Here is a 17394-nt window from a genome sequence, read left to right on the forward strand (position 1 = left end):
CGTATCTCGATCTGCAGGAAGTAGAACCATGACCAACCCACTCATCGAGCTGCGGAGCGCGACCAAGCGCTTCCCCGGCACCGGGGGCGGCATCCACACCGCCGTCAAGAATCTCGACATGGAGGTTCGCCCCGGCGAATTCGTCGCCGTGGTCGGCCCGACCGGCTGCGGTAAGTCCACCACCCTGTCCCTGGTTTCCGGGCTGGAACCCGCGTCGGCCGGGCGAACGCTGGTGCGCGGCAAGGATGTCGACGGCATTCCGGACGGCATCGGCTACATGTTCCAGCAGGACGCGGTGCTGCCGTGGAAGAGCGTGCTGGACAACGTCGCCCTCGGCCCGCGGCTGCGCGGCGCGTCGAAAGCCGAAGCGCGGGAGAAGGCTTCGGTCTGGGTGCGCAAGGTCGGGCTCGCCGGATTCGAGGGGTACTACACCCACCAGCTCTCCGGCGGCATGCGCAAGCGCGTCGCCTTGGCGCAGACGCTGGTGAACGATCCGGAAATCCTGCTGATGGACGAGCCGTTCAGCGCGCTCGACGTGCAGACCCGTCAGCTCATGCAGGACGAGCTGCTTCGCGTGTGGGCGGGCACCGGCGCCGCAGTCATTTTCGTGACGCACGACCTGGAAGAGGCGATCGTGCTCGCCGACCGCGTCATCGTGATGACGGCGAGCCCGGCGACGGTGTGCGGCAATTTCACTGTCGCGCTGGACCGTCCGCGTCAGGTCGAAGAGGTGCGGCTCACCACCGACTTCCGCGACATCTACAAGGAAATCTGGGAAACGCTGCGCGATCAGGTCGAGGCTGCGCGCGCGACCACGGGGTCGGTAGCTGGCGGAGCCAGCGGGGCGGGTAAGGAAGGAGCCTCCCGTGTCGCATAACACGCTCGAAAAGAACACGGCCGCAGCGCCGATCGTGGAGAACGAGACCGAGGAGCAGATCCTCGCCAGGGTGCGCACCAACGACCGGCGCAGGCGCATCCAGACCTGGGGACTGCGCGCCGCGCTGGTGGCGCTGTGGCTCGGCTCGTGGGAGCTGACCGCCACACTGTGGATCGACCCGTTCTTCTATTCGAAGCCCTCGCTCATCTGGGATCGACTCGTCGAATGGTTCACCGACGGAACCCAATTCGGCTCGATCTGGCTGCAGATCTTCACCACCGTCCAGGAAGCCGTGCTCGGCTTCGTGATCGGCGCCGTCGCCGGTGTCGTGCTCGGGGTGCTGCTCGGCCGCAGCCGGTACTGGGCCGACGTGCTTGCGCCGTTCATCAAGGCGCTCAACGCGGTTCCGCGCATCGTGCTCGCCGCGCTGTTCATCATCTGGTTCGGCCTCGGGCTGAGCTCGAAGGTCGCGACCGTGGTGGTGCTGGTGTTCTTCGCGGTCTTCTTCAACGCCTTCACCGGCGCCCGCGAGGTGGACGGCAACGTCATCAACAACGCCCGCATCCTCGGCGCGGGCCGTCGGCAGGTGCTCACTGCGATCGTGCTGCCCAGTGCGACCACCTGGATCCTGTCCAGCCTGCACACCGCCTTCGGCTTCGCGCTCATCGGCGCGGTGGTCGGCGAATATGCCGGTGCCAGCAAGGGTTTGGGGCTGCTGATCAGCAACGCGCAGGGCACCTTCGATTCCGCGGGCATCTATGCGGGCATGATCATCATCACCGTGATCGCGCTCATCGCCGAGTGGGGGATCGGGCTGGCGGAGAACCGGCTGCTGAAATGGCGTCCGTCGCAGGCGACCTCGGGCCACGGGATCTGATCATGAGATATCGCAGGCATATGGCCGTCGTCGTGGTCGCCGTCGCGGCGTTGCTGCTGGCCACGGGATGCCGGGATTCCCGGCACATTCCGATGGCGAACGGGCGTCCGCAGATCACCATCATGGTCGGCGGGCTGGAGAAGGTGATCTACCTGCCCGCCATGCTCACCAAGCAGCTCGGCTTCTTCGAACGCAACGACATCGACGTCAAGCTGCTCGGCGAGCAGTCAGGAGCCAACGCCGAGAACGCGCTGCTCACCGGCGATGTGCAGGGGGTGGTCGGCTTCTACGACCACACCGTCGACCTGCAGGCCAAGGATCAGTGCATCACCTCGGTGGTGCAGCTGTCCGACGTGCCTGGCGAGGTCGAGCTGGTGTCGAAGCAGGATGCGCCGAAGGTGCGGTCGCTGGCCGATTTGCGTGGCAAGAAGCTCGGCGTCACCTCGTTCGGGTCGTCGACCGACTTCCTCACCCAGGCGCTCACCGGCCAGGAGGGCATGACCACCGCGGACTACACCCGGGTGAAAGCCGGTGCGGGACAGACGTTCATCGCGGGCATGAACCACAACGGCATCGACGCGGGCATGACCACCGATCCGACCGTCGCGCAGATGCTGAACTCGGGCGAGGCCGAGATCCTTGTCGATATGCGCACCGAGGCGGGCACCCGTGCCGCGCTCGGCGGGCTGTACCCGGCGTCGTCGCTGTACATGAGTTGCGCGACCGTCGAGGCGCATCCGGAGATCGTGCGCAAGCTCGCGGCGTCGTTCGTGCAGACCTTGCAGTGGATCAAGAAGCACACGCCCGAGGAGATCGCGGCGAAGATGCCGCCGCAGTACGCGAGTGCGGGCAAGGACCTGTACGTGCAGTCCATTCGCGACTCGATCGGCATGTTCAACGGTGACGGTCTGATGAAACCCGAAGGGGCGCAGAATGTTCTGAACATTCTCAGCAAGTACTCGACCAATGTGCGGCCGGTGCACGACCGCATCGATCTGTCGAAGACCTACACCACCCGGTTCGTAGAGGAGGCTTTGCGCTCCACTCAGCAGTAGCGAGCACGTCGAACCGCCCAGGTCTGCACCTGGGCGGTTTTTCGTGCCGCCCGCCTCCGAGCCGGTGGCGCAGACCCAGGCGGCGGTCACGGCGATGATCAACGACGAGGACCGGAAGGGGCTGGAGGCGGTGCAGCGCGGCGTCTCCTCGCGGTTCGCCGAACGCGGCCACCTCAGCCCGAAGGAACAGCCGGGGGTGCTCACCTTCTATCGGAACCTGGCACAGGCCTTGCTGGGCGACGAAACGGCAGGCCGCTAGCCTTACCGCATGTCCACGCACCTGACCAGATCGAGCCCGGCGGCCGAACGCATCCTGCGTACCGCCGCCGAGCTCATCGCCGTGCGCGGCTATTCCGCCACCTCGACCCGCGATATCGCGGCCGCGGTCGGCGTGCGTCAGCCTGCCATCTACAAGCACTTCTCGTCGAAAGACGACATCCTCGCCGCCCTCGTCCGCCTCGGCCTGCAGCGCCCGCTCGCTTTGGCCGACGAGCTGACGGGGTTGACGGCCCCCGCCGTCGCCAAACTGCATCGCTGGCTGCGCGAATCACTGAACCACCTGCACGATTCCCCGTACGTCCTGGTGTCCATTCTCAGCACGCCCGAACTCCAGCGGGAACGGTTCGCTGCCGAACTGGACCTCGTCGCGCAGTTCGATCGCGCGGTCATCGGCATGGTCGAGGCAGGCCAAGAAGAAGGCGACATCCGCGCCATGAACCCGGTCTCGGGCGCCCGCCTCGTCCAAGCCCTCTTCGACGCGCTCGCCCTCCCGGAAATAGCCGTCAGCCCCGCCGAGATCGTCGAATTCGCCATGACCGGGCTGCTCGCCGACCCGGCTCGACTACCCGAGATCCAGCGGGCCGCCGACGCGCTGGCCCTCACCCCGCCCGAACCGGCCTGACCGGCATCACGCGTGGTGTCACATCGGTCGGCTATTGTCCATCGAGTGACGCGCGGGCTGCCCCGGTTCACTGCTAGGCGACCAGCCGCTGAAGCCGTCGCCCCGATCGAGCTGCCGCCACGCTACCCGGTGGTGCTCGCCGACGGCCACGTCGTCGACGTGCGTTATGTTCCCGGCCCGAATCCGGTTCTGCTGCTGCACGGTTGGGCGCTGACCGCCGATGTGAACTTTCTGCATCTGATGAATCCCCTTGCGGAGACCAACGGTGTCGTCGCCATGGACATGCGTGGGCACGGGCGCGGGTTGCCGTTGGGCGCGGGGGAGCGGTTCGACATCGCGCAGTGTGCGGACGACGCGGCCGCGGTGTTGAATGCGCTAGGCATCTATCAAGTTGTGGTGTGCGGGTATTCGCTCGGCGGGCCTGTCGGCTTGGAATTCGCACTGCGGCACCGAGATCGGGTGCGCGGGCTGGTATTCGAAGCGACCGCACTGGGATTCGATACTGCCACCGACAAGGTCGGTCGGCGCTTCTTCCGGATTCTGCGCCCGTTCGCGCACCGGAGCGGAGGCATCGGACGATCGATCCCGCTGCAGTACTTCCGCAAGGCGCGTCGCAAGAACCCGCAGGTGGCGGCGATGTGGGCGTGGTTGAAAACAGAACTGCGCCGTTGCCATCCTCGGGTGATCGTCGATGTGATCCTCGCCGAATACGCCTTCGACTTCCGCCCGCACGCACCCGCCCTCACAGGTCTCCCCGCCGCCGTTGTCGTCACCACCCGCGACGGCGCGGTCCCACCCCACGACCAGCGCACACTGGCGGCGTTGTTGCACGCGACAGTGTTCGAGCTCGACACAGCCCATGATGTGTTCCTCACCGACCCGGCGAAATACCTTGCCGCAACGCGCAGTGCGATCGACCACGTCCTCGCCGAACCCGGAACCCCACACGTCGAGTGATTTGTCTTCCGGCCGTTCAGATCTGTCAAATCCGGTCCTCTCACGGGACTGGCGCGACTGTGATGAGTTTCGGACGTCCGACTCGTCCTAACGCATATCGCCAACCGGATGTGAAGGATGAAGTGGAATGTCTGACGTGTTCCTGACCATGGCAATGTCGCTCGACGGGTTCATCACCGGCCCCGACGACAACGCCGAGAACCCCGCAGGCACCAATGGGATGCGGCTGATGGACTGGCTCAGCGGCGGAGGCGCGTCCGACGCGGACGTCCCCCACACCTTCCGCCCCACGTATCCCAACAGCCGACTCGTGTTCGACGAGGCCATGGCGACCGGGGCCGTGATCACCGGGAAGCGGACCGGGGATTTCGCAGGCTACTGGGGTGGGGACCACCACGACGGGGTCCCGATCTTCGTGCCGACACACCAGCCACCGGCGGAGAACCCGTACGAGCGCGTGCACTACGTCACCGAGGGCATCGCCTCCTGTGTGGAACAGGCAAAGCAGGCCGCTGGCGGCCGGAACGTGATGATGCACGGCGCCTACACCGGCCAACAGGCCCTGAAGGCCGGCGTGCTCGACATGATCGACATCCAGCTCCGCCCGGTCCTGCTCGGCCAAGGCCGGCGGTTGTTCGACGGACTCCCCGCCGAGCACACAGAACTCGATCTGGTACGCACACTGGAAGATCCAGGCGTCCTGCACCTGCGCTACGTGGTGCGCAAGTAGCCGCATCACATGTGCGATTCGAGCCCGTCGCCCCGAGATCCCTCGATGGCGGTCGAGTTCGGGTCCGGTGGTGTGGCGACCGGACCCTTCCATCGCTACGGCGACCCTAATGATCCGACAGACGATACGAAGCCATCTTGTACGGGAAGGCTGGTCTTGTAGCGATAGCCCCAGACCTCGAAGACGCACAGACTCCCCGCAGAACACGATGCTTTTTTCTCTGCGGGCTGTGCTTGGGCCAACCCCGCTCCGGCGGGGCCGAGTATGAGCGCGGCGAGCATCGGGACAGCCAAAGCCCCGCTATGGCGACGGGAATCGCGCTCGGCGGCACGCGGATTTGCTATGGTGCCGTACCGCTGTGCTGGCTCAGGGTTCCGATTGTGCTGATGGCCGGTGCGTGGCCCGACGGGATGGGAGTCATTGTGGGTGGGATTCGTATACGGCACGTCAAGATTCCGGTTACCGACCTTGCGCGCAGTGTCGGGTGGTATCGCGACCTGTTGGAGTTGGTGTTGGCTGCTGAGTTCTGTGAGGAGGGGTCGTTGCGGGGCGCTCAGCTGATGCATCCGTCCGGCTTCGGCATCGCGCTGCGGGAACGCGAATACTGTTCGAGCACACCGGATCTCACCGGCTTCGATGTTGTTGCCTTCGAACTGGATTCGGTCGCGGAGCTCGAGCGGGTGGCGGCCCGCGCAGCCGAATTCGACTGCGTGCATTCCGAAGTCGTGGATCGGGGTGAGTACGGCGCGTTCCTCGACGTGACGGATCCGGACGGCACAGTGCTCCGCTTCCTGGCCAACAACCCGCTGCACGCAGGACGTTTCGTCGGCGTCGACGCAGCCGACTCCGGCGCGTTCACGCTGTACGACACACCCAAGCTGTGAGTCGAAACCTGCGTCAGAACAGTCGATCACCCGAAGGCTCGGGCGACGTTTGCCCGCGTACGTGGTCCTCGTCGACGGCATCCTGGATCGCGTCGATCTGGTCCTGAACCACCTCGGCGCGCGCCACCAGCTCGACTCTGTCGGGCTCGGTGAGGCTTTCGGCGCCGAGCTTCTCGTACACGCACGAGAGCGCGGACCGTAACTCCTCGAGCTTGATCTCTGATTCCACAAGAGCTCAGCCTACGGACCGAACCGACATGATCTGGCGGGTGATGTGTCGTCACCCGCCGCTCCTAGCTGGAAGCCGCCGCGGGCTCTTGCGCCTTGAGTTCGGCCTTCCATTCGCGGAAGCCTTCTTCGGTGCGGCCGCGGCGCCAGTAGCCGGAGATCGACGCTGCCCATTCGGCGGGCACATTGCGTTCGCGGCGGACGTAGCGCCGCAGGTCGTGCATGACGGCCTGGGCTTCGCCGTGAATGAAGACTTGGACCTGGCCGTCGTCCCACGGGGCGTTGCGGACGGTCTCGGCGAGTACCTCGCCGGGGGCTTCGGTGCCGCGGTGCAGCCAGGTGAGCTCGACGCCGTCGGGCTTGCGCAGGGGGAGTTCGTCGTCGGGTCCTGCGACCTCGATGAAGACCTTGCCGACCGCGTCGGCGTGCATCCCCTCCAGCGCGGCCGCGATGGCGGGGAGCGCGGACTCGTCGCCGGCCAGCAGGTGCCAGTCGGCGTCGGCGCGCGGGGCGTAGGCGCCGCCGGGGCCGTAGAGGTCGATGGTGTCGCCCGGTTTGGCTTCCGCGGCCCACGGTCCCGCGATGCCCTCGGCGCCGTGATAAACGAAGTCGGCCGCGATCTCGCCTGCTGCGGAGTCGACGGAACGGACGGTGTAGGTGCGCAGCACCTCGATCCCGTCGCGGTCGAAGATGAACTTGACGTAGGAGTCGGTGAATCCGTTGGTCTGGAATGTGGCGAAGCCGGGGCCGCCGAAGTGGACCCGGATCAGGTGCGGGCTGAGCCACTCGGTGCGTTGCACGGTCAGGGTGGTGCGGGGTCGGGCCATAGGTAAACCTCCCACGTATGTTGTTAGGGTCGCCTAACTGACCCTACTCCGGTTTCGGCTCGGCGGTATCGCGGTGTGTTCGGCTCACGGTGCGGGCAATCGCTGACGAAGAGGCAGCCGACGTTCAGGATGACGGAATGACTCAGACCGCGCCGACGCCGACCCACCTGGTGCAACAACGCTACCGTGACCCGGAACCGGCCCAGCCGACCCAGTGGAATCCGGTGCTCGACGTGTTGTACCGGCACCGCTCGGTGCGGCGCTACCTCACCGATCCCGTGACGGATGACACACTGCGCCTGCTGATTTCGGCGGCCCAGTCCGCGCCGACCTCCTCGAATCTGCAAGTGTGGAGTGTGATCGCGGTGCGCGATCACGAGCGCAAGGCGCGGCTCGCGGCGCTGGCAGGCAACCAGGTGCACATCCTGCAGGCGCCGGTATTGCTGGTCTGGACAGCCGATTTCGCCCGCCTGCGCCAGCTCGCCGCGGATCGCGCGGCGCCGCTGGACGGCGCGGACTACCTCGAATCGAGCTACGTCGGCTTCATCGATGCCGCTCTGGCCGCGCAGAACGCGGTGGTGGCCGCGGAATCCCTCGGGCTCGGCACCGTTTACCTGGGCGCGTTGCGCAACAACCCGGAAGATGTTGCGGCGGAACTGAACCTGCCGCCCCAGGTCTTCGCGGTCTTCGGTTTGCTTGTCGGCCATCCGGATCCGAGCGAGGACGCCAGGGTCAAACCGCGGCTGCCCCAGGGTGCGGTACTGCATCACGAGACCTACGACCTGGTCGCGCAGCGTGACCATGTCGCCGACTACGAGTCCCGCATCGCCGAATTCTATGCCGAGCAGGAGCTTTCGCACTCCTGGACCGAGCGGGTACTGGCCCGCCTCGCCTCCGAGGAGAGCTTGAACGGCCGTCATCGCCTGCGTGAATCGCTCGCCAATCATGGCTTCCGGTTGAAGTAGCTCAGGCCGCGATGACCTTCTCCTTGAACAGCTCGAACGAGCGGATCCGGTCCTCGAGGTCGTAAACCAGTGTGTTGAGCATGATCTCGTCCGGTCGGGTGCGGGCGAACAAGTCGTCGAGCTGCTGACGGACCGTCTCCGGCGAGCCGAGCAGCTGTCCCTCCCTGCGCTGTTCGATGAAGTGCCGCTCGCGCGCACCGATGGGAAACGCGGCGGCCTGCTCCGGTGTCGGCAGCGCTTGCGGCCGTCCTGCGGCCAGCTGCAGGAAGGCCAGTTCGCGCGGCAGCGCGAGGACATCGGCCTGCTCGTCGGTGTCGGCGACCACCGCGGCGACCGCAATCATTGCGTGCGGGCGCGCCAAATGCTCCGATGGCTGGAAGTTTTCGCGATACAGCGCCAGTGCAGGCTCGGTATTGGCGGCGCTGAAATGGTGCGCGAAAGCGAACCGCAACCCGAGTGCGGCCGCCACCTGCGCGCTGTAACCGCTCGAGCCGAGCAGCCAGACCTCCGGCTCCTCGCCGATGCCGGGCGTCGCCGTGATCCCGCCGGGATCGGTGCCGCGGAAGTAGCGGAACAACGCCGCGAGCTCCTGCGGAAAATGCTCCGCCGACAAGCCGTCCCTGGTCCGGCGCAAGGCCAGCGCCGTGGCCTGATCGGTGCCAGGCGCCCGCCCGATGCCGAGATCGATCCGGCCCGGATGCAGCGCGTGCAGCGTGCCGAACTGCTCGGCCACCACCAGCGGCGCGTGATTCGGCAGCATCACGCCGCCCGAGCCGACCCGGATACGGGTGGTCGCCGCGGCCAGATGGGCGAGCAGCACGCTGGGTGCCGAGCTGGCGATGCCCGGCATGTTGTGGTGTTCCGCGACCCAGAACCGGTGAAATCCCATCGCCTCGGTGCGCCGCGCCAACTCGGTGGTTGCGGCGAGCCCCGCAGCCACCGTGCGGCCGGACTGCACCGGCGCGAGATCCAGCACGGACAGCGGAACGTCGATCATGGGACTCCTCCGAAGTGTCGATCCCCTTGGGCAACGCAGGGTTTCCCCGACATATTTCGAGGCGCCTGACCTGCGATCTTCCCGGCGATGGGGTTCCGGCGATGCGACCTCCGGCCGCTCGGACCGGTAGCGTGACGCACTGATCGACACCTGGACATGCGATGATCCCATGTCATTGTGTCCGGGGTCACCGACCGACGATCCCGGCGTCGCGTCGTTGCCGCAAGAAAGAAGGACCGCACTATGACAGCCGCCGACCGTCACGTATCGGACGCCGGAACACTCGACCAAACCGGTGCAGGCGACTCGGAGGGCTACTCGCGCGGCCTGAGCCCGCGGACCATTCAGATGATCGCCATCGGCGGCGCGATCGGCACCGGACTGTTCTACGGTGCGGGCGGCGCGATCGAACAGGCCGGCCCCGCGTTGATCCTGGCCTACCTCGCGGCAGGCCTGGCGATCTTCGTGATCATGCGCGCGCTGGGGGAGTTGCTCACCTATCGGCCGGTGTCCGGCAGCTTCGCCGAGTACGCGCACGAATTCCTCGGCCGCTATGCGGGTTTCGTGACCGGCTGGTCGTACTGGGCGGTGTGGGTCGCGACCTGCATGGCCGAGATCACGGTGGCGGGCAAGTATGTCCAATACTGGTTCGACATCGAACCGTGGATCACCGCGCTGGTGGTGCTCGCGCTGATGTTCGCGGCGAACCTGATTTCGGTGCGGCTGTTCGGTGAGGGCGAATTCTGGTTCTCCGCCATCAAGGTCACCGCGATCATCGGCATGATCCTGCTCGGCATCGGCGTGCTCACCATCGGCTTCGGTCATGCGGCCAACCCGACCGTCACCAACCTGTGGGCCGACGGCGGCGTGTTCCCCAACGGCTTCGGCCAGTCGCTGCTGGTGCTGCAGATCGTGCTGTTCGCGTACGTGGGTGTGGAGCTGGTCGGCGTCACCGCAGGCGAGGCGCGCGAGCCGCGCAAGACGCTGCGCAAGGCGATCAACACGCTGCCGTTCCGTATCGGCCTGTTCTACGTCGGTGCGCTGGTGGTGATCATGTCGGTGTCCAGCTGGCGGAACTTCCACGCGGGCAAGAGCCCGTTCGTCGAGGTGTTCCAGCAGATCGGCATCCCCGGCGCGGCGGGCATCATCAACTTCGTGCTGCTCACCGCCGCGCTGTCGTCCTGCAACTCGGGCATCTATTCGACGGGGCGCATGCTGCGCACGCTCTCGCTGCACGGCGAGGCGCCGTCGGCGTTGAACAAGCTCAGCTCGCGCCACGTGCCCTACGTCGGCATCAGCGCGTCGGCGGCCGCCATGGTGATCGGCGTGATCGTCAACATCATCTCGCCGGACAAGGCGTTCGCCTACATCACCTCGGTGAGCACCATCGGCATCATCTTCGTCTGGGGCATCATCCTGGTCTGTCATCTGGCCTACCGTGCCAAGGTGGCCCGCGGTGAGCTCCCCGCGGCCGACTACCGGCTCCCCGCCGCGCCCTACACCACCATCGCGGCCCTCGCTTTCCTCGCTCTGGTCGTCGTCCTGCTGTTCTGGACCGAGAGCGGCCGCACCGCGATCCTCGTCGGCGTGGTGTGGGCGGCGTTGGTCACGGCCGGCTACCTGGCGCTCACCAGGCTCGGAAAGGAAAGCGCGACAAAGTAATTCCCGCCCTACACGCTCACCTGCCGAAACTGTAGGTGAGCGTGTAGGTGTTGGTCCCGTCAGGCCCGCGGGATGTCGCTGCCATTGCGGTCGACTGCTTCGGCAGGTCGATCGTGATCGACTACTCGCGTTTTGCTCGTGAACGGCCCTGATCAGGGGTTTTCGCTGGCAGGGGCTGGAAGTAGTTGACGATGAGGCGGGTGATGTCGGCTAGGAAGCGTTCGCGGGAGGTCGGCGGCTGGTCGAGGATGTAGCGGATGGCGAGGTGTTCGACCGCGCGGACCAGCAGCCAGGAGGCTGATTCGAAGTCGACGTCGGCGGGGAGCGAATCCTGGTGCATGGTCAGCGCGACGCGAGCCAGCTCGCCGACCTGCTGTTCGAAGGCGAAGACGGTGTTGTCGCCGCTGAGTCGCGGTGTCTGCTCGATGACCGCACGCAAGAGTGCCGGATGACTGCCCAGGGCGTCGAGCAGTGCGGAAATCGTTGTCGGGATGGCGATTTCGGGTGGCTCGCGGAGATTGGTGAGCGCGCTGGCATACACGGTGCTCGCTACTTCCCGGTTGTAGCGGTCGATGACCGCGGCGACGATGGCGTCTTTGTCCGGGAAGTATTGGTACAGCGAGCCGGGGCTGATGCCCGCGGCCTTGGCGATCCGATTGGTGGACGCACCGTCGTATCCGTGCGCGATGAGCACGGCTTGGCCCGCGTCGACAATGCGCGCCACCATGGCGCGAGAACGCTCCTGCTGCGGCGTTTTGCGAGTCTTCGGCGGCATCAGAAGACGAATTGAATGCGAGTAAATAGTCGTGTCAGCATCAATGCATGGTTGCACACAATGACGTGGTGCACGAGAGCCAAGATGCGCCCGTGCCACTCGGACCGGACTCGCTGACCTGGAAGATCTTCGGCTCGTTGTACTTCGCACCGAGCGGACTCTTCCTCGGCATGGTCCAGAACATGCATCCCGGCCTCGGCGCGGGAGTCCAGTACCACTCCGAGATCAAGGACGAGTTCTATCAGCGGGTGTTCCGGTCGGCGTATCCGATTGTCGGCGTGGTCTTCGACGGCCCGAGGGCGCGGCAGACCGCCCGCGAGATCGTCGACTACCACCGCACGATCAAGGGCATCGACGAGCGGGGGAGGCGCTATCACGCGCTTGATCCCGGCACCTTCTATTGGGCGCACGCGGTCTTCTTCGTCCAGACACTGCGCTCGGGCGAACTGTTCATGGGCGGCCTCACACCGGCGCAGCGCGAACAGCTGTGGCGCGAGCAATACCAGTGGTACGAGATGTACGGCATGAGCATGCGCGTGGTCCCGAAGAGCTGGGCCGAGTTCCAGGTCTACTGGAATGACATGTGCGAGAACGTTTTGGAGGCGACTCCGGCGGCGTGGGAGATATACCGGCTGGCCGAGAGCGTGCCGGTGCCGCCGTTCCCGGTGCTCGACCTACTGCCGAAACCACTGTGGGAGCGGATGGTTCGGCCGCTGGGCGCGCGGTTCTACCAGTTCCTCACCGCCGGGCTGTGTGACCCGGCGATCCGGCGCACGATGGGCTTCACCTGGACCGTACGGGATCAGTTCTGGTTCGACCGCTGGTGCGCGCTGTTCACCACCATGAATCGGGTGACACCGGACGAGATCCGCTACTTTTTCCCCCGCATCCGGGCCGGGCGCCGCCGCGAACGCGGACTGCGTCCTGCGACATTGCCGCCGCCGGAAGCGCCCGAATTGCTCTGGCCCGCAGCCGAACACCGCGCCGACCCGAAACACTACTGCCCGGTGCACGCCGACCACGGCTCGACCGCCGCCACGAAATTCCGGCAACTGACAGGATTTTGACCGATGCTGGACATGAACACCGCCGCAGCGCATCCGTTCGACTATTACTATCGGCCTGGCATGATCCTGCGGCCCGCGCCGCCGCGCGCGGTCGCCTCCGAATTGTGGTTCGAGCCAAGGAAATCGATCCTGTCACCGTGGCTGGAGGTGCGTCCGGTCCCGGTCGAGACACCGCGCACCCGTCTGATGGCCGACCACCTGTGGCAGGGCGACGAGTCGATGGATCAGCTCGTCGCGGCCTTCCGGCGGATCGGCACCGCCGAAGGCAGGCGTCTGCTCGATCAGGCACTCGACCACGGCATCGACGCACTGGACGACCCACCACCGGAACTGGTCGCACTGTTCGCCACGCTCGACAACCCGCCGGACTGGTACGACCCCGACCTGTGGGAGTACGGCCGCAAGCTGTGGATCAACGTGTCGACCTCGGGCAAACTCGCGATGGGCGTGCAGGACTTCATGGGCACGTTCGTCGGCGCGGAGGTCGCGTCCGCGACCGGTGCCACCGGCCGGTTCGTCAACGATCCCTATCGGCGCAACCTGGAGACCTCGACCTGGTTCCGCAACGTGACCGTCCGCGGCGGCATGGACCGCTGGTCGCCGGTCTTCAAAGACACGGTGCGCGTGCGACTCATGCACGCCCAGGTCCGGGCCGGCCTGCAGCGCGCCTGGGGTGTCGAGCATTTCGCCGCGCACGGCAACCCGATCTCGAACAGCACGATGATGGGCGCCGCGGTGACCTTCGGCCTGTCCCCGATGTGTTTCGACCACGTACACGGCCGCACATGCACTGTGGCCCAACTGGATGCGGTGATGCACTACTGGGCCTACATTGCCTACGTCTTCGGTGTCGCCGATGAGCTCATCCCGCGCTCGGCCCTCGAAGGCATGGAGATGTCGGACTATATGGTCGCGACCGCGGGGGTGGCGCCGGAGTGGACCGCAACCATGGCGGGCGCGGCCACGCACCGACTTGCCAAGGGGGCCAGTCTGATCGATCGGCTGAAGGTGCAGGCGACAGCTCCGTTGCTCGGCGTGCTTGCGTATTTCAGCAGCGAGGCACTCGTCCGCGAACTGGTCAAAAGCACTCCGCTGCATGCGGTGCCGGTGCAACCGTGGTCGGCACTGACGGGTGTCGCCGCGTCCCTCGACGTCCGGCTGCGCGCACTCGACGACGCACTGCCCGGCGCCAGGCAGCGGCGGATCCGGCGCGCGGCCGCCGACGACCCGGTCTGGCGCCGAAACACCAAGGTGGCCAAGCTGATGGCGGCCCGTGTCGGCATCTACGGCACCCCGTACGACCAGCACGACAATTCGGCCGCGGGGCTCGCCCGCTGCCCGGTCCGATGATTCCGCCGCTCGTCGTCGAGCTGCGCCGTTCGGGCCGCACCATCACGGTGCCGCCGGCGCTGACCGTCCTCGAGGCGTTGGAGGACGACGGCGTCCCTGTCGACTCGATGTGCCGGGCGGGCATCTGCGGCACCTGCGAAACGTTCGCACTGTCCGCCACCCCTGGCGCCAATTCCCCAGGCCCACTTCGTCTCTGCATCACCGCCCCCGGCTCACTCACCCGCTTGGTTCTCGACCTCTGACTCGAACGAGCGCCGAGATCACCGAGCGGCAATATTCCGTCAGCTGGTGACGGTCTTGCGCCCAGGCATGCACGCCGAGGCGATCAGCATCACCACCGCCATCGCCACCATCACGACGAAGACCAGGTGCACCGCCGAGGCCAGGGTGGACGGCGCCGGATGATCGGTGTCGCCGACCCGCGCGTTCACGATCGCGCCGAACACCGCGACGCCGACCGCGCTGCCGATGGACCTGGCGAACAGGTTGGCTGAGGTGACCACGCCCCGCTCGGACCATTCCGCGCTCGCCTGCGCCGCGATGAGTGTCGGCGACGCGACCAGGCCCATGCCCGCGCCCATCAGGAAGCACGAGGCGGCGACCTGCCACAGCGTCGAATCCTCGGTGATCAGCAGGGTGGTCGCCGCGCCGACCGTGGCAAGCACGCTGCCGATGAGTGCGGTCGCCCGGAAACCGATGCGCAGGTACACCTTTCCGGCCAGCGACGCGGAGATCGGCCAGCCGATGGTGAGCGCGCCGAGGGTGAGCCCGGCGACGAGCGCGCCGGTGCCGAGCACCCCCTGCGTGAAAGTCGGGATGTAGGAGGTCAATCCGAGCAGGATGGCGCCGACGAGCACCGAGGTCACGCTGCTGGCGACGAGCACCCGCCTGGTCAGCACCCACAGCGGCAGGATCGGGTTCGCCGCCCGGTGCTCCACGAGCCCGAACAGCACGAGCAATACCGCACCGCCCACGAAGATGCCGATGCTCACGGGGGAGTCCCACGCCCACGCCTGCCCGCCTTCGAGCAGCCCGAGGATCAGCGCACCGGCACCGACTGTCAGCAACGCGGCACCCAGGTAGTCCACCTGTTGCTTGCGGCGCGGTGCGCTCTCGGTGAAGCTGCGCACCATCGTCCAGCCGGCCAGCGCGGCAAGCGGCAGGTTGATCAAGAAGATCCAGCGCCAGCTGAGGTAGTCGGCGAAGACGCCGCCGAGCAGCGGCCCGCTCACCGCCGAGAGCGCCCACACGCTGGCCAGATAGCCCTGGGCCTTGGCCCGCTCGGCCAGCGTGTAGAGGTCGGCGGCGATGGTCATCGTCATCGGCAGGATCGCGCCTGCGCCGATGCCCTGCACCGCGCGGAAGATGATCAGCCCGAGCATGCTGGTCGCGAGCCCGCACAGCAGCGAGCCGAGCGCGAACATCGCGATGCCGAGCAGGATCACCGGCTTGCGGCCGATCGTGTCGGCGAGCTTGCCGTAGATCGGCACGGTGACCGCCTGGGCGAGCAGGTAGATCGAGAACAGCCAGGGGAACTGGGCGAACCCGCCGAGATTGCTGGTGATGGTCAGCACCGCGGTGGCGATGATCGTGGAATCGAGCGCGACCAGGAACGTCGTCAGCATCAATGCGCCGAGTACCGCACCTCGTTCTGAGCGAAGGCCGACCGATGCTGTCACTGTCTCGGTCGACACGCGAGACCCCTTTCGTTTGTTCGCCTAACCATTACGAGGAAACGTATCGCGTTTCGAGCTATTCCCGCATGGAATATTTTCGTGGCTGGGACTGTGGCGCGGTGGTTTACCGGCGTCGGCCGCCTGCCGACCGGGCGGGGACGCGCGGGGTTGCCGGGAGGCTGAGCTGAACAGCAACCCTTCAGAATGTGGCCCCGGTCTCACTCGGGCCGGGACGAGTGTTGGGCAGTGGTACACACTTAGTTAGACCCCCGCACGCTTTCAGCAAACATATAGCTACCAATTTGACGTTACGTGTTGTTGCACTGATTTGATGCCGAATGTTTCCACTGGTTGAATGCCGCACGGTGGATTGTTAACGAGGCTGGTCGATCGCGTCGTAACCGGACAAAAATCGGCACGAATCGGACGTTACCACCGTGCTGCATCCGGAGACATTTACTCCGTATAGCGCCGGTGGTCGAGCTCACAGACGCTTCCAGGTGGAAGCTGTAGACAGTTCTCTCGGTGCAGTTGTACTGTCCTGCGGTGTGTTCAGGACGACTTCACAGGTAGGTGATGTTAACGCTCGAGCGGTTGCCGGAATCAGAGCGAGCATCCTCTGTGCCTGTCAGTAATTAGTTGTCCTTGTGTGAGGGCGTGGACGACCCCAATCCGATGAAATCGTAAAGATTCGACCAGACAGTAAGTTGAACGGGGCCTCCCGATGGAAATCTTCTGCATAATCCTCCTCGTCTATCTCGTCTTCGCGGAACCATTCTTCGAGATATTTTCGGTCCGCCTTTTCACGAGAGAATTCGGCGAACGGCCCGATGCGCGCACCCGCCTGTACCAGGGCGGCGTCTTCCGGACCTGGGCGACACTGGCCGTCATCCTCGTCGCGTTCGTCGTCAGCGGCACCTCGGTGCACGAGCTCGGGCTGACCCACTTCGACTTCTCGATCTTCCGCGGCCTCTCCCTCGCCGAGAAGATCATCAGCCTCGCCATCATCGCCGTCTACGTCTCGTATCTCTTTGGCCCCGTGCTGATTCCGCTGTTCGGCGGGCGCAAGGGCAAGGACTGGATCGCCAAGAAGATCGAGTACGTCGTCTTCATCACCCCGGAGAACTCGATCGAGCGGTTCTGGTGGCTCGCGAACTCCTTCAGCACGCCCGCGGAGGAGGTCGTCTACCGCGGCTTCACCATCTACGCGGTGGCGCTGCTCTGGCCGGACACACCCTTCTGGGTCCTGATCATCGTTGCCGGTGGCGTCATCGATGGGCTGCGGCACGGGTTCCGTCCCGCCGTGTCCGCGCAGGTCATTTTCGGTGGTGTCGCGCTCGCGCTGATGTACAAACTGACCGGCGCGATCTGGCCGACCATCGCGGTCAAGCTATTCCACGACCTGCGCGTTCTCGCATTCCCGCTGGCCCAGGCTCGCCAGAACCTGGCCGAGCGTGGATTGTCCGAAATTCCAGGGAAAACCTTGGCAGACCAGATTGTCCCCGCCGTCGCGGACAATTCTGAAACTTCAGTGGAGTCGCGTACTTCTGTTTAGAGGTAGTAGGG

The 17394-nt window shown here is 65.9% G+C and carries 18 protein-coding genes and 1 pseudogene; 14 read left to right on the plus strand and 5 right to left on the minus strand.

Features of this window, described 5'->3' with window-relative positions; all coding sequences use genetic code 11:
* The first annotated feature begins 28 nt into the window (after positions 1–28).
* From ACGFNJ_RS31205 to ACGFNJ_RS31240, 8 genes and pseudogenes are all read left to right on the plus strand, one after another.
* Positions 29–877 (plus strand): ABC transporter ATP-binding protein, encoded by an 849-nt coding sequence (locus tag ACGFNJ_RS31205; RefSeq protein ID WP_393456184.1) that lies wholly within the window; start codon positions 29–31, stop codon positions 875–877.
* On the plus strand, positions 867–1754 hold the full coding sequence (locus ACGFNJ_RS31210) for an ABC transporter permease (protein WP_393456187.1): 888 nt from the start codon (positions 867–869) through the stop codon (positions 1752–1754). Before ACGFNJ_RS31205 ends, ACGFNJ_RS31210 begins: the two co-directional genes overlap by 11 nt.
* 2 nt (positions 1755–1756) lie before the next feature.
* Positions 1757–2809 carry an ABC transporter substrate-binding protein gene (locus ACGFNJ_RS31215; RefSeq protein ID WP_393456190.1) on the plus strand — a complete coding sequence of 351 codons (1053 nt, stop codon included), beginning with the start codon at positions 1757–1759 and terminating at the stop codon, positions 2807–2809.
* A gap of 67 nt (positions 2810–2876) precedes the next feature.
* Positions 2877–3068: pseudogene (locus ACGFNJ_RS31220) on the plus strand (SRPBCC family protein); the annotation flags it as partial.
* Positions 3069–3077: 9 nt separating this feature from the next.
* On the plus strand, positions 3078–3710 hold the full coding sequence (locus ACGFNJ_RS31225) for a TetR/AcrR family transcriptional regulator (RefSeq protein WP_393456193.1): 633 nt from the start codon (positions 3078–3080) through the stop codon (positions 3708–3710).
* Positions 3711–3755: 45 nt separating this feature from the next.
* Positions 3756–4667: an alpha/beta fold hydrolase gene (locus ACGFNJ_RS31230; RefSeq protein ID WP_393456195.1), complete on the plus strand. Its 912-nt coding sequence runs from the start codon at positions 3756–3758 to the stop codon at positions 4665–4667.
* A gap of 127 nt (positions 4668–4794) precedes the next feature.
* Positions 4795–5397: a dihydrofolate reductase family protein gene (locus ACGFNJ_RS31235; RefSeq protein ID WP_393456198.1), complete on the plus strand. Its 603-nt coding sequence runs from the start codon at positions 4795–4797 to the stop codon at positions 5395–5397.
* Positions 5398–5783: 386 nt separating this feature from the next.
* Positions 5784–6281: a VOC family protein gene (locus ACGFNJ_RS31240; RefSeq protein ID WP_393456201.1), complete on the plus strand. Its 498-nt coding sequence runs from the start codon at positions 5784–5786 to the stop codon at positions 6279–6281.
* Positions 6282–6294: 13 nt separating this feature from the next.
* On the opposite strand, the gene ACGFNJ_RS31245 is transcribed toward ACGFNJ_RS31240, so the two are convergent.
* Together ACGFNJ_RS31245 and ACGFNJ_RS31250 are read right to left on the minus strand one after the other, a co-directional pair.
* On the minus strand, positions 6295–6510 hold the full coding sequence (locus ACGFNJ_RS31245) for a hypothetical protein (RefSeq protein ID WP_393456203.1): 216 nt from the start codon (positions 6508–6510) through the stop codon (positions 6295–6297).
* A 64-nt stretch (positions 6511–6574) separates the two neighbouring features.
* Positions 6575–7336 (minus strand): siderophore-interacting protein, encoded by a 762-nt coding sequence (locus ACGFNJ_RS31250; RefSeq protein ID WP_393456206.1) that lies wholly within the window; start codon positions 7334–7336, stop codon positions 6575–6577.
* Between the two features lie 137 nt (positions 7337–7473).
* Here ACGFNJ_RS31250 and ACGFNJ_RS31255 point away from each other — a divergent pair, with 137 nt between their 5' ends.
* The gene (locus ACGFNJ_RS31255; RefSeq protein ID WP_393456209.1) at positions 7474–8301 is read left to right on the plus strand and encodes an NADPH-dependent oxidoreductase; all 828 of its coding nucleotides are present in this window, start codon (positions 7474–7476) and stop codon (positions 8299–8301) included.
* 1 nt (position 8302) lies between these two features.
* Here the strand turns inward: ACGFNJ_RS31255 and ACGFNJ_RS31260 are convergent, their stop codons facing one another.
* Complete coding sequence (locus tag ACGFNJ_RS31260) at positions 8303–9298, minus strand: LLM class flavin-dependent oxidoreductase (protein ID WP_393456212.1); 996 nt, start codon at positions 9296–9298, stop codon at positions 8303–8305.
* A 243-nt stretch (positions 9299–9541) separates the two neighbouring features.
* On the opposite strand from ACGFNJ_RS31260, the gene ACGFNJ_RS31265 reads away from it, so the two are divergent.
* Complete coding sequence (locus ACGFNJ_RS31265) at positions 9542–10960, plus strand: amino acid permease (protein ID WP_393456215.1); 1419 nt, start codon at positions 9542–9544, stop codon at positions 10958–10960.
* Between the two features lie 121 nt (positions 10961–11081).
* Here the strand turns inward: ACGFNJ_RS31265 and ACGFNJ_RS31270 are convergent, their stop codons facing one another.
* Positions 11082–11735 carry a TetR/AcrR family transcriptional regulator gene (locus ACGFNJ_RS31270; protein WP_393456218.1) on the minus strand — a complete coding sequence of 218 codons (654 nt, stop codon included), beginning with the start codon at positions 11733–11735 and terminating at the stop codon, positions 11082–11084.
* A 47-nt stretch (positions 11736–11782) separates the two neighbouring features.
* On the opposite strand from ACGFNJ_RS31270, the gene ACGFNJ_RS31275 reads away from it, so the two are divergent.
* Genes ACGFNJ_RS31275 through ACGFNJ_RS31285 form a run of 3 tightly spaced genes read left to right on the plus strand, consistent with a single transcriptional unit; the run spans position 11783 to position 14394 of the window.
* Positions 11783–12802, plus strand: coding sequence for an oxygenase MpaB family protein (locus tag ACGFNJ_RS31275; protein ID WP_393456221.1), 1020 nt, complete (start codon positions 11783–11785; stop codon positions 12800–12802).
* A gap of 3 nt (positions 12803–12805) precedes the next feature.
* Positions 12806–14152, plus strand: a complete 1347-nt coding sequence (locus ACGFNJ_RS31280; protein ID WP_393456224.1) for an oxygenase MpaB family protein — start codon at positions 12806–12808, stop codon at positions 14150–14152.
* A complete protein-coding gene (locus ACGFNJ_RS31285) occupies positions 14149–14394 on the plus strand; it encodes a 2Fe-2S iron-sulfur cluster-binding protein (RefSeq protein ID WP_393456227.1) in 246 nt (81 codons plus the stop codon). The genes ACGFNJ_RS31280 and ACGFNJ_RS31285 overlap by 4 nt, the downstream gene beginning before the upstream one ends.
* Before the next feature lie 39 nt (positions 14395–14433).
* Here the strand turns inward: ACGFNJ_RS31285 and ACGFNJ_RS31290 are convergent, their stop codons facing one another.
* The gene (locus ACGFNJ_RS31290) at positions 14434–15846 is read right to left on the minus strand and encodes an MDR family MFS transporter (protein ID WP_393456230.1); all 1413 of its coding nucleotides are present in this window, start codon (positions 15844–15846) and stop codon (positions 14434–14436) included.
* 706 nt (positions 15847–16552) lie between these two features.
* On the opposite strand from ACGFNJ_RS31290, the gene ACGFNJ_RS31295 reads away from it, so the two are divergent.
* Positions 16553–17383, plus strand: a complete 831-nt coding sequence (locus ACGFNJ_RS31295) for a type II CAAX prenyl endopeptidase Rce1 family protein (RefSeq protein ID WP_393456233.1) — start codon at positions 16553–16555, stop codon at positions 17381–17383.
* Positions 17384–17394: the final 11 nt, after the last annotated feature.

Source organism: Nocardia sp. NPDC049149 (assembly GCF_043197455.1).
Lineage (GTDB): Bacteria > Actinomycetota > Actinomycetes > Mycobacteriales > Mycobacteriaceae > Nocardia.

Coding starts and splice junctions, on each gene's coding strand:
- ACGFNJ_RS31285 (WP_393456227.1), top strand. CDS start 14,149: ATGATTCCGCCGCTCGTCGTCGAGCTGCGCCGTTCGGGCCGCACCATC.
- ACGFNJ_RS31225 (WP_393456193.1), top strand. CDS start 3,078: ATGTCCACGCACCTGACCAGATCGAGCCCGGCGGCCGAACGCATCCTG.
- ACGFNJ_RS31295 (WP_393456233.1), top strand. CDS start 16,553: ATGGAAATCTTCTGCATAATCCTCCTCGTCTATCTCGTCTTCGCGGAA.
- ACGFNJ_RS31275 (WP_393456221.1), top strand. CDS start 11,783: ATGGTTGCACACAATGACGTGGTGCACGAGAGCCAAGATGCGCCCGTG.
- ACGFNJ_RS31235 (WP_393456198.1), top strand. CDS start 4,795: ATGTCTGACGTGTTCCTGACCATGGCAATGTCGCTCGACGGGTTCATC.
- ACGFNJ_RS31265 (WP_393456215.1), top strand. CDS start 9,542: ATGACAGCCGCCGACCGTCACGTATCGGACGCCGGAACACTCGACCAA.
- ACGFNJ_RS31250 (WP_393456206.1), bottom strand. CDS start 7,336: ATGGCCCGACCCCGCACCACCCTGACCGTGCAACGCACCGAGTGGCTC.
- ACGFNJ_RS31215 (WP_393456190.1), top strand. CDS start 1,757: ATGAGATATCGCAGGCATATGGCCGTCGTCGTGGTCGCCGTCGCGGCG.
- ACGFNJ_RS31260 (WP_393456212.1), bottom strand. CDS start 9,298: ATGATCGACGTTCCGCTGTCCGTGCTGGATCTCGCGCCGGTGCAGTCC.
- ACGFNJ_RS31270 (WP_393456218.1), bottom strand. CDS start 11,735: ATGCCGCCGAAGACTCGCAAAACGCCGCAGCAGGAGCGTTCTCGCGCC.
- ACGFNJ_RS31205 (WP_393456184.1), top strand. CDS start 29: ATGACCAACCCACTCATCGAGCTGCGGAGCGCGACCAAGCGCTTCCCC.
- ACGFNJ_RS31255 (WP_393456209.1), top strand. CDS start 7,474: ATGACTCAGACCGCGCCGACGCCGACCCACCTGGTGCAACAACGCTAC.
- ACGFNJ_RS31280 (WP_393456224.1), top strand. CDS start 12,806: ATGCTGGACATGAACACCGCCGCAGCGCATCCGTTCGACTATTACTAT.
- ACGFNJ_RS31240 (WP_393456201.1), top strand. CDS start 5,784: ATGGCCGGTGCGTGGCCCGACGGGATGGGAGTCATTGTGGGTGGGATT.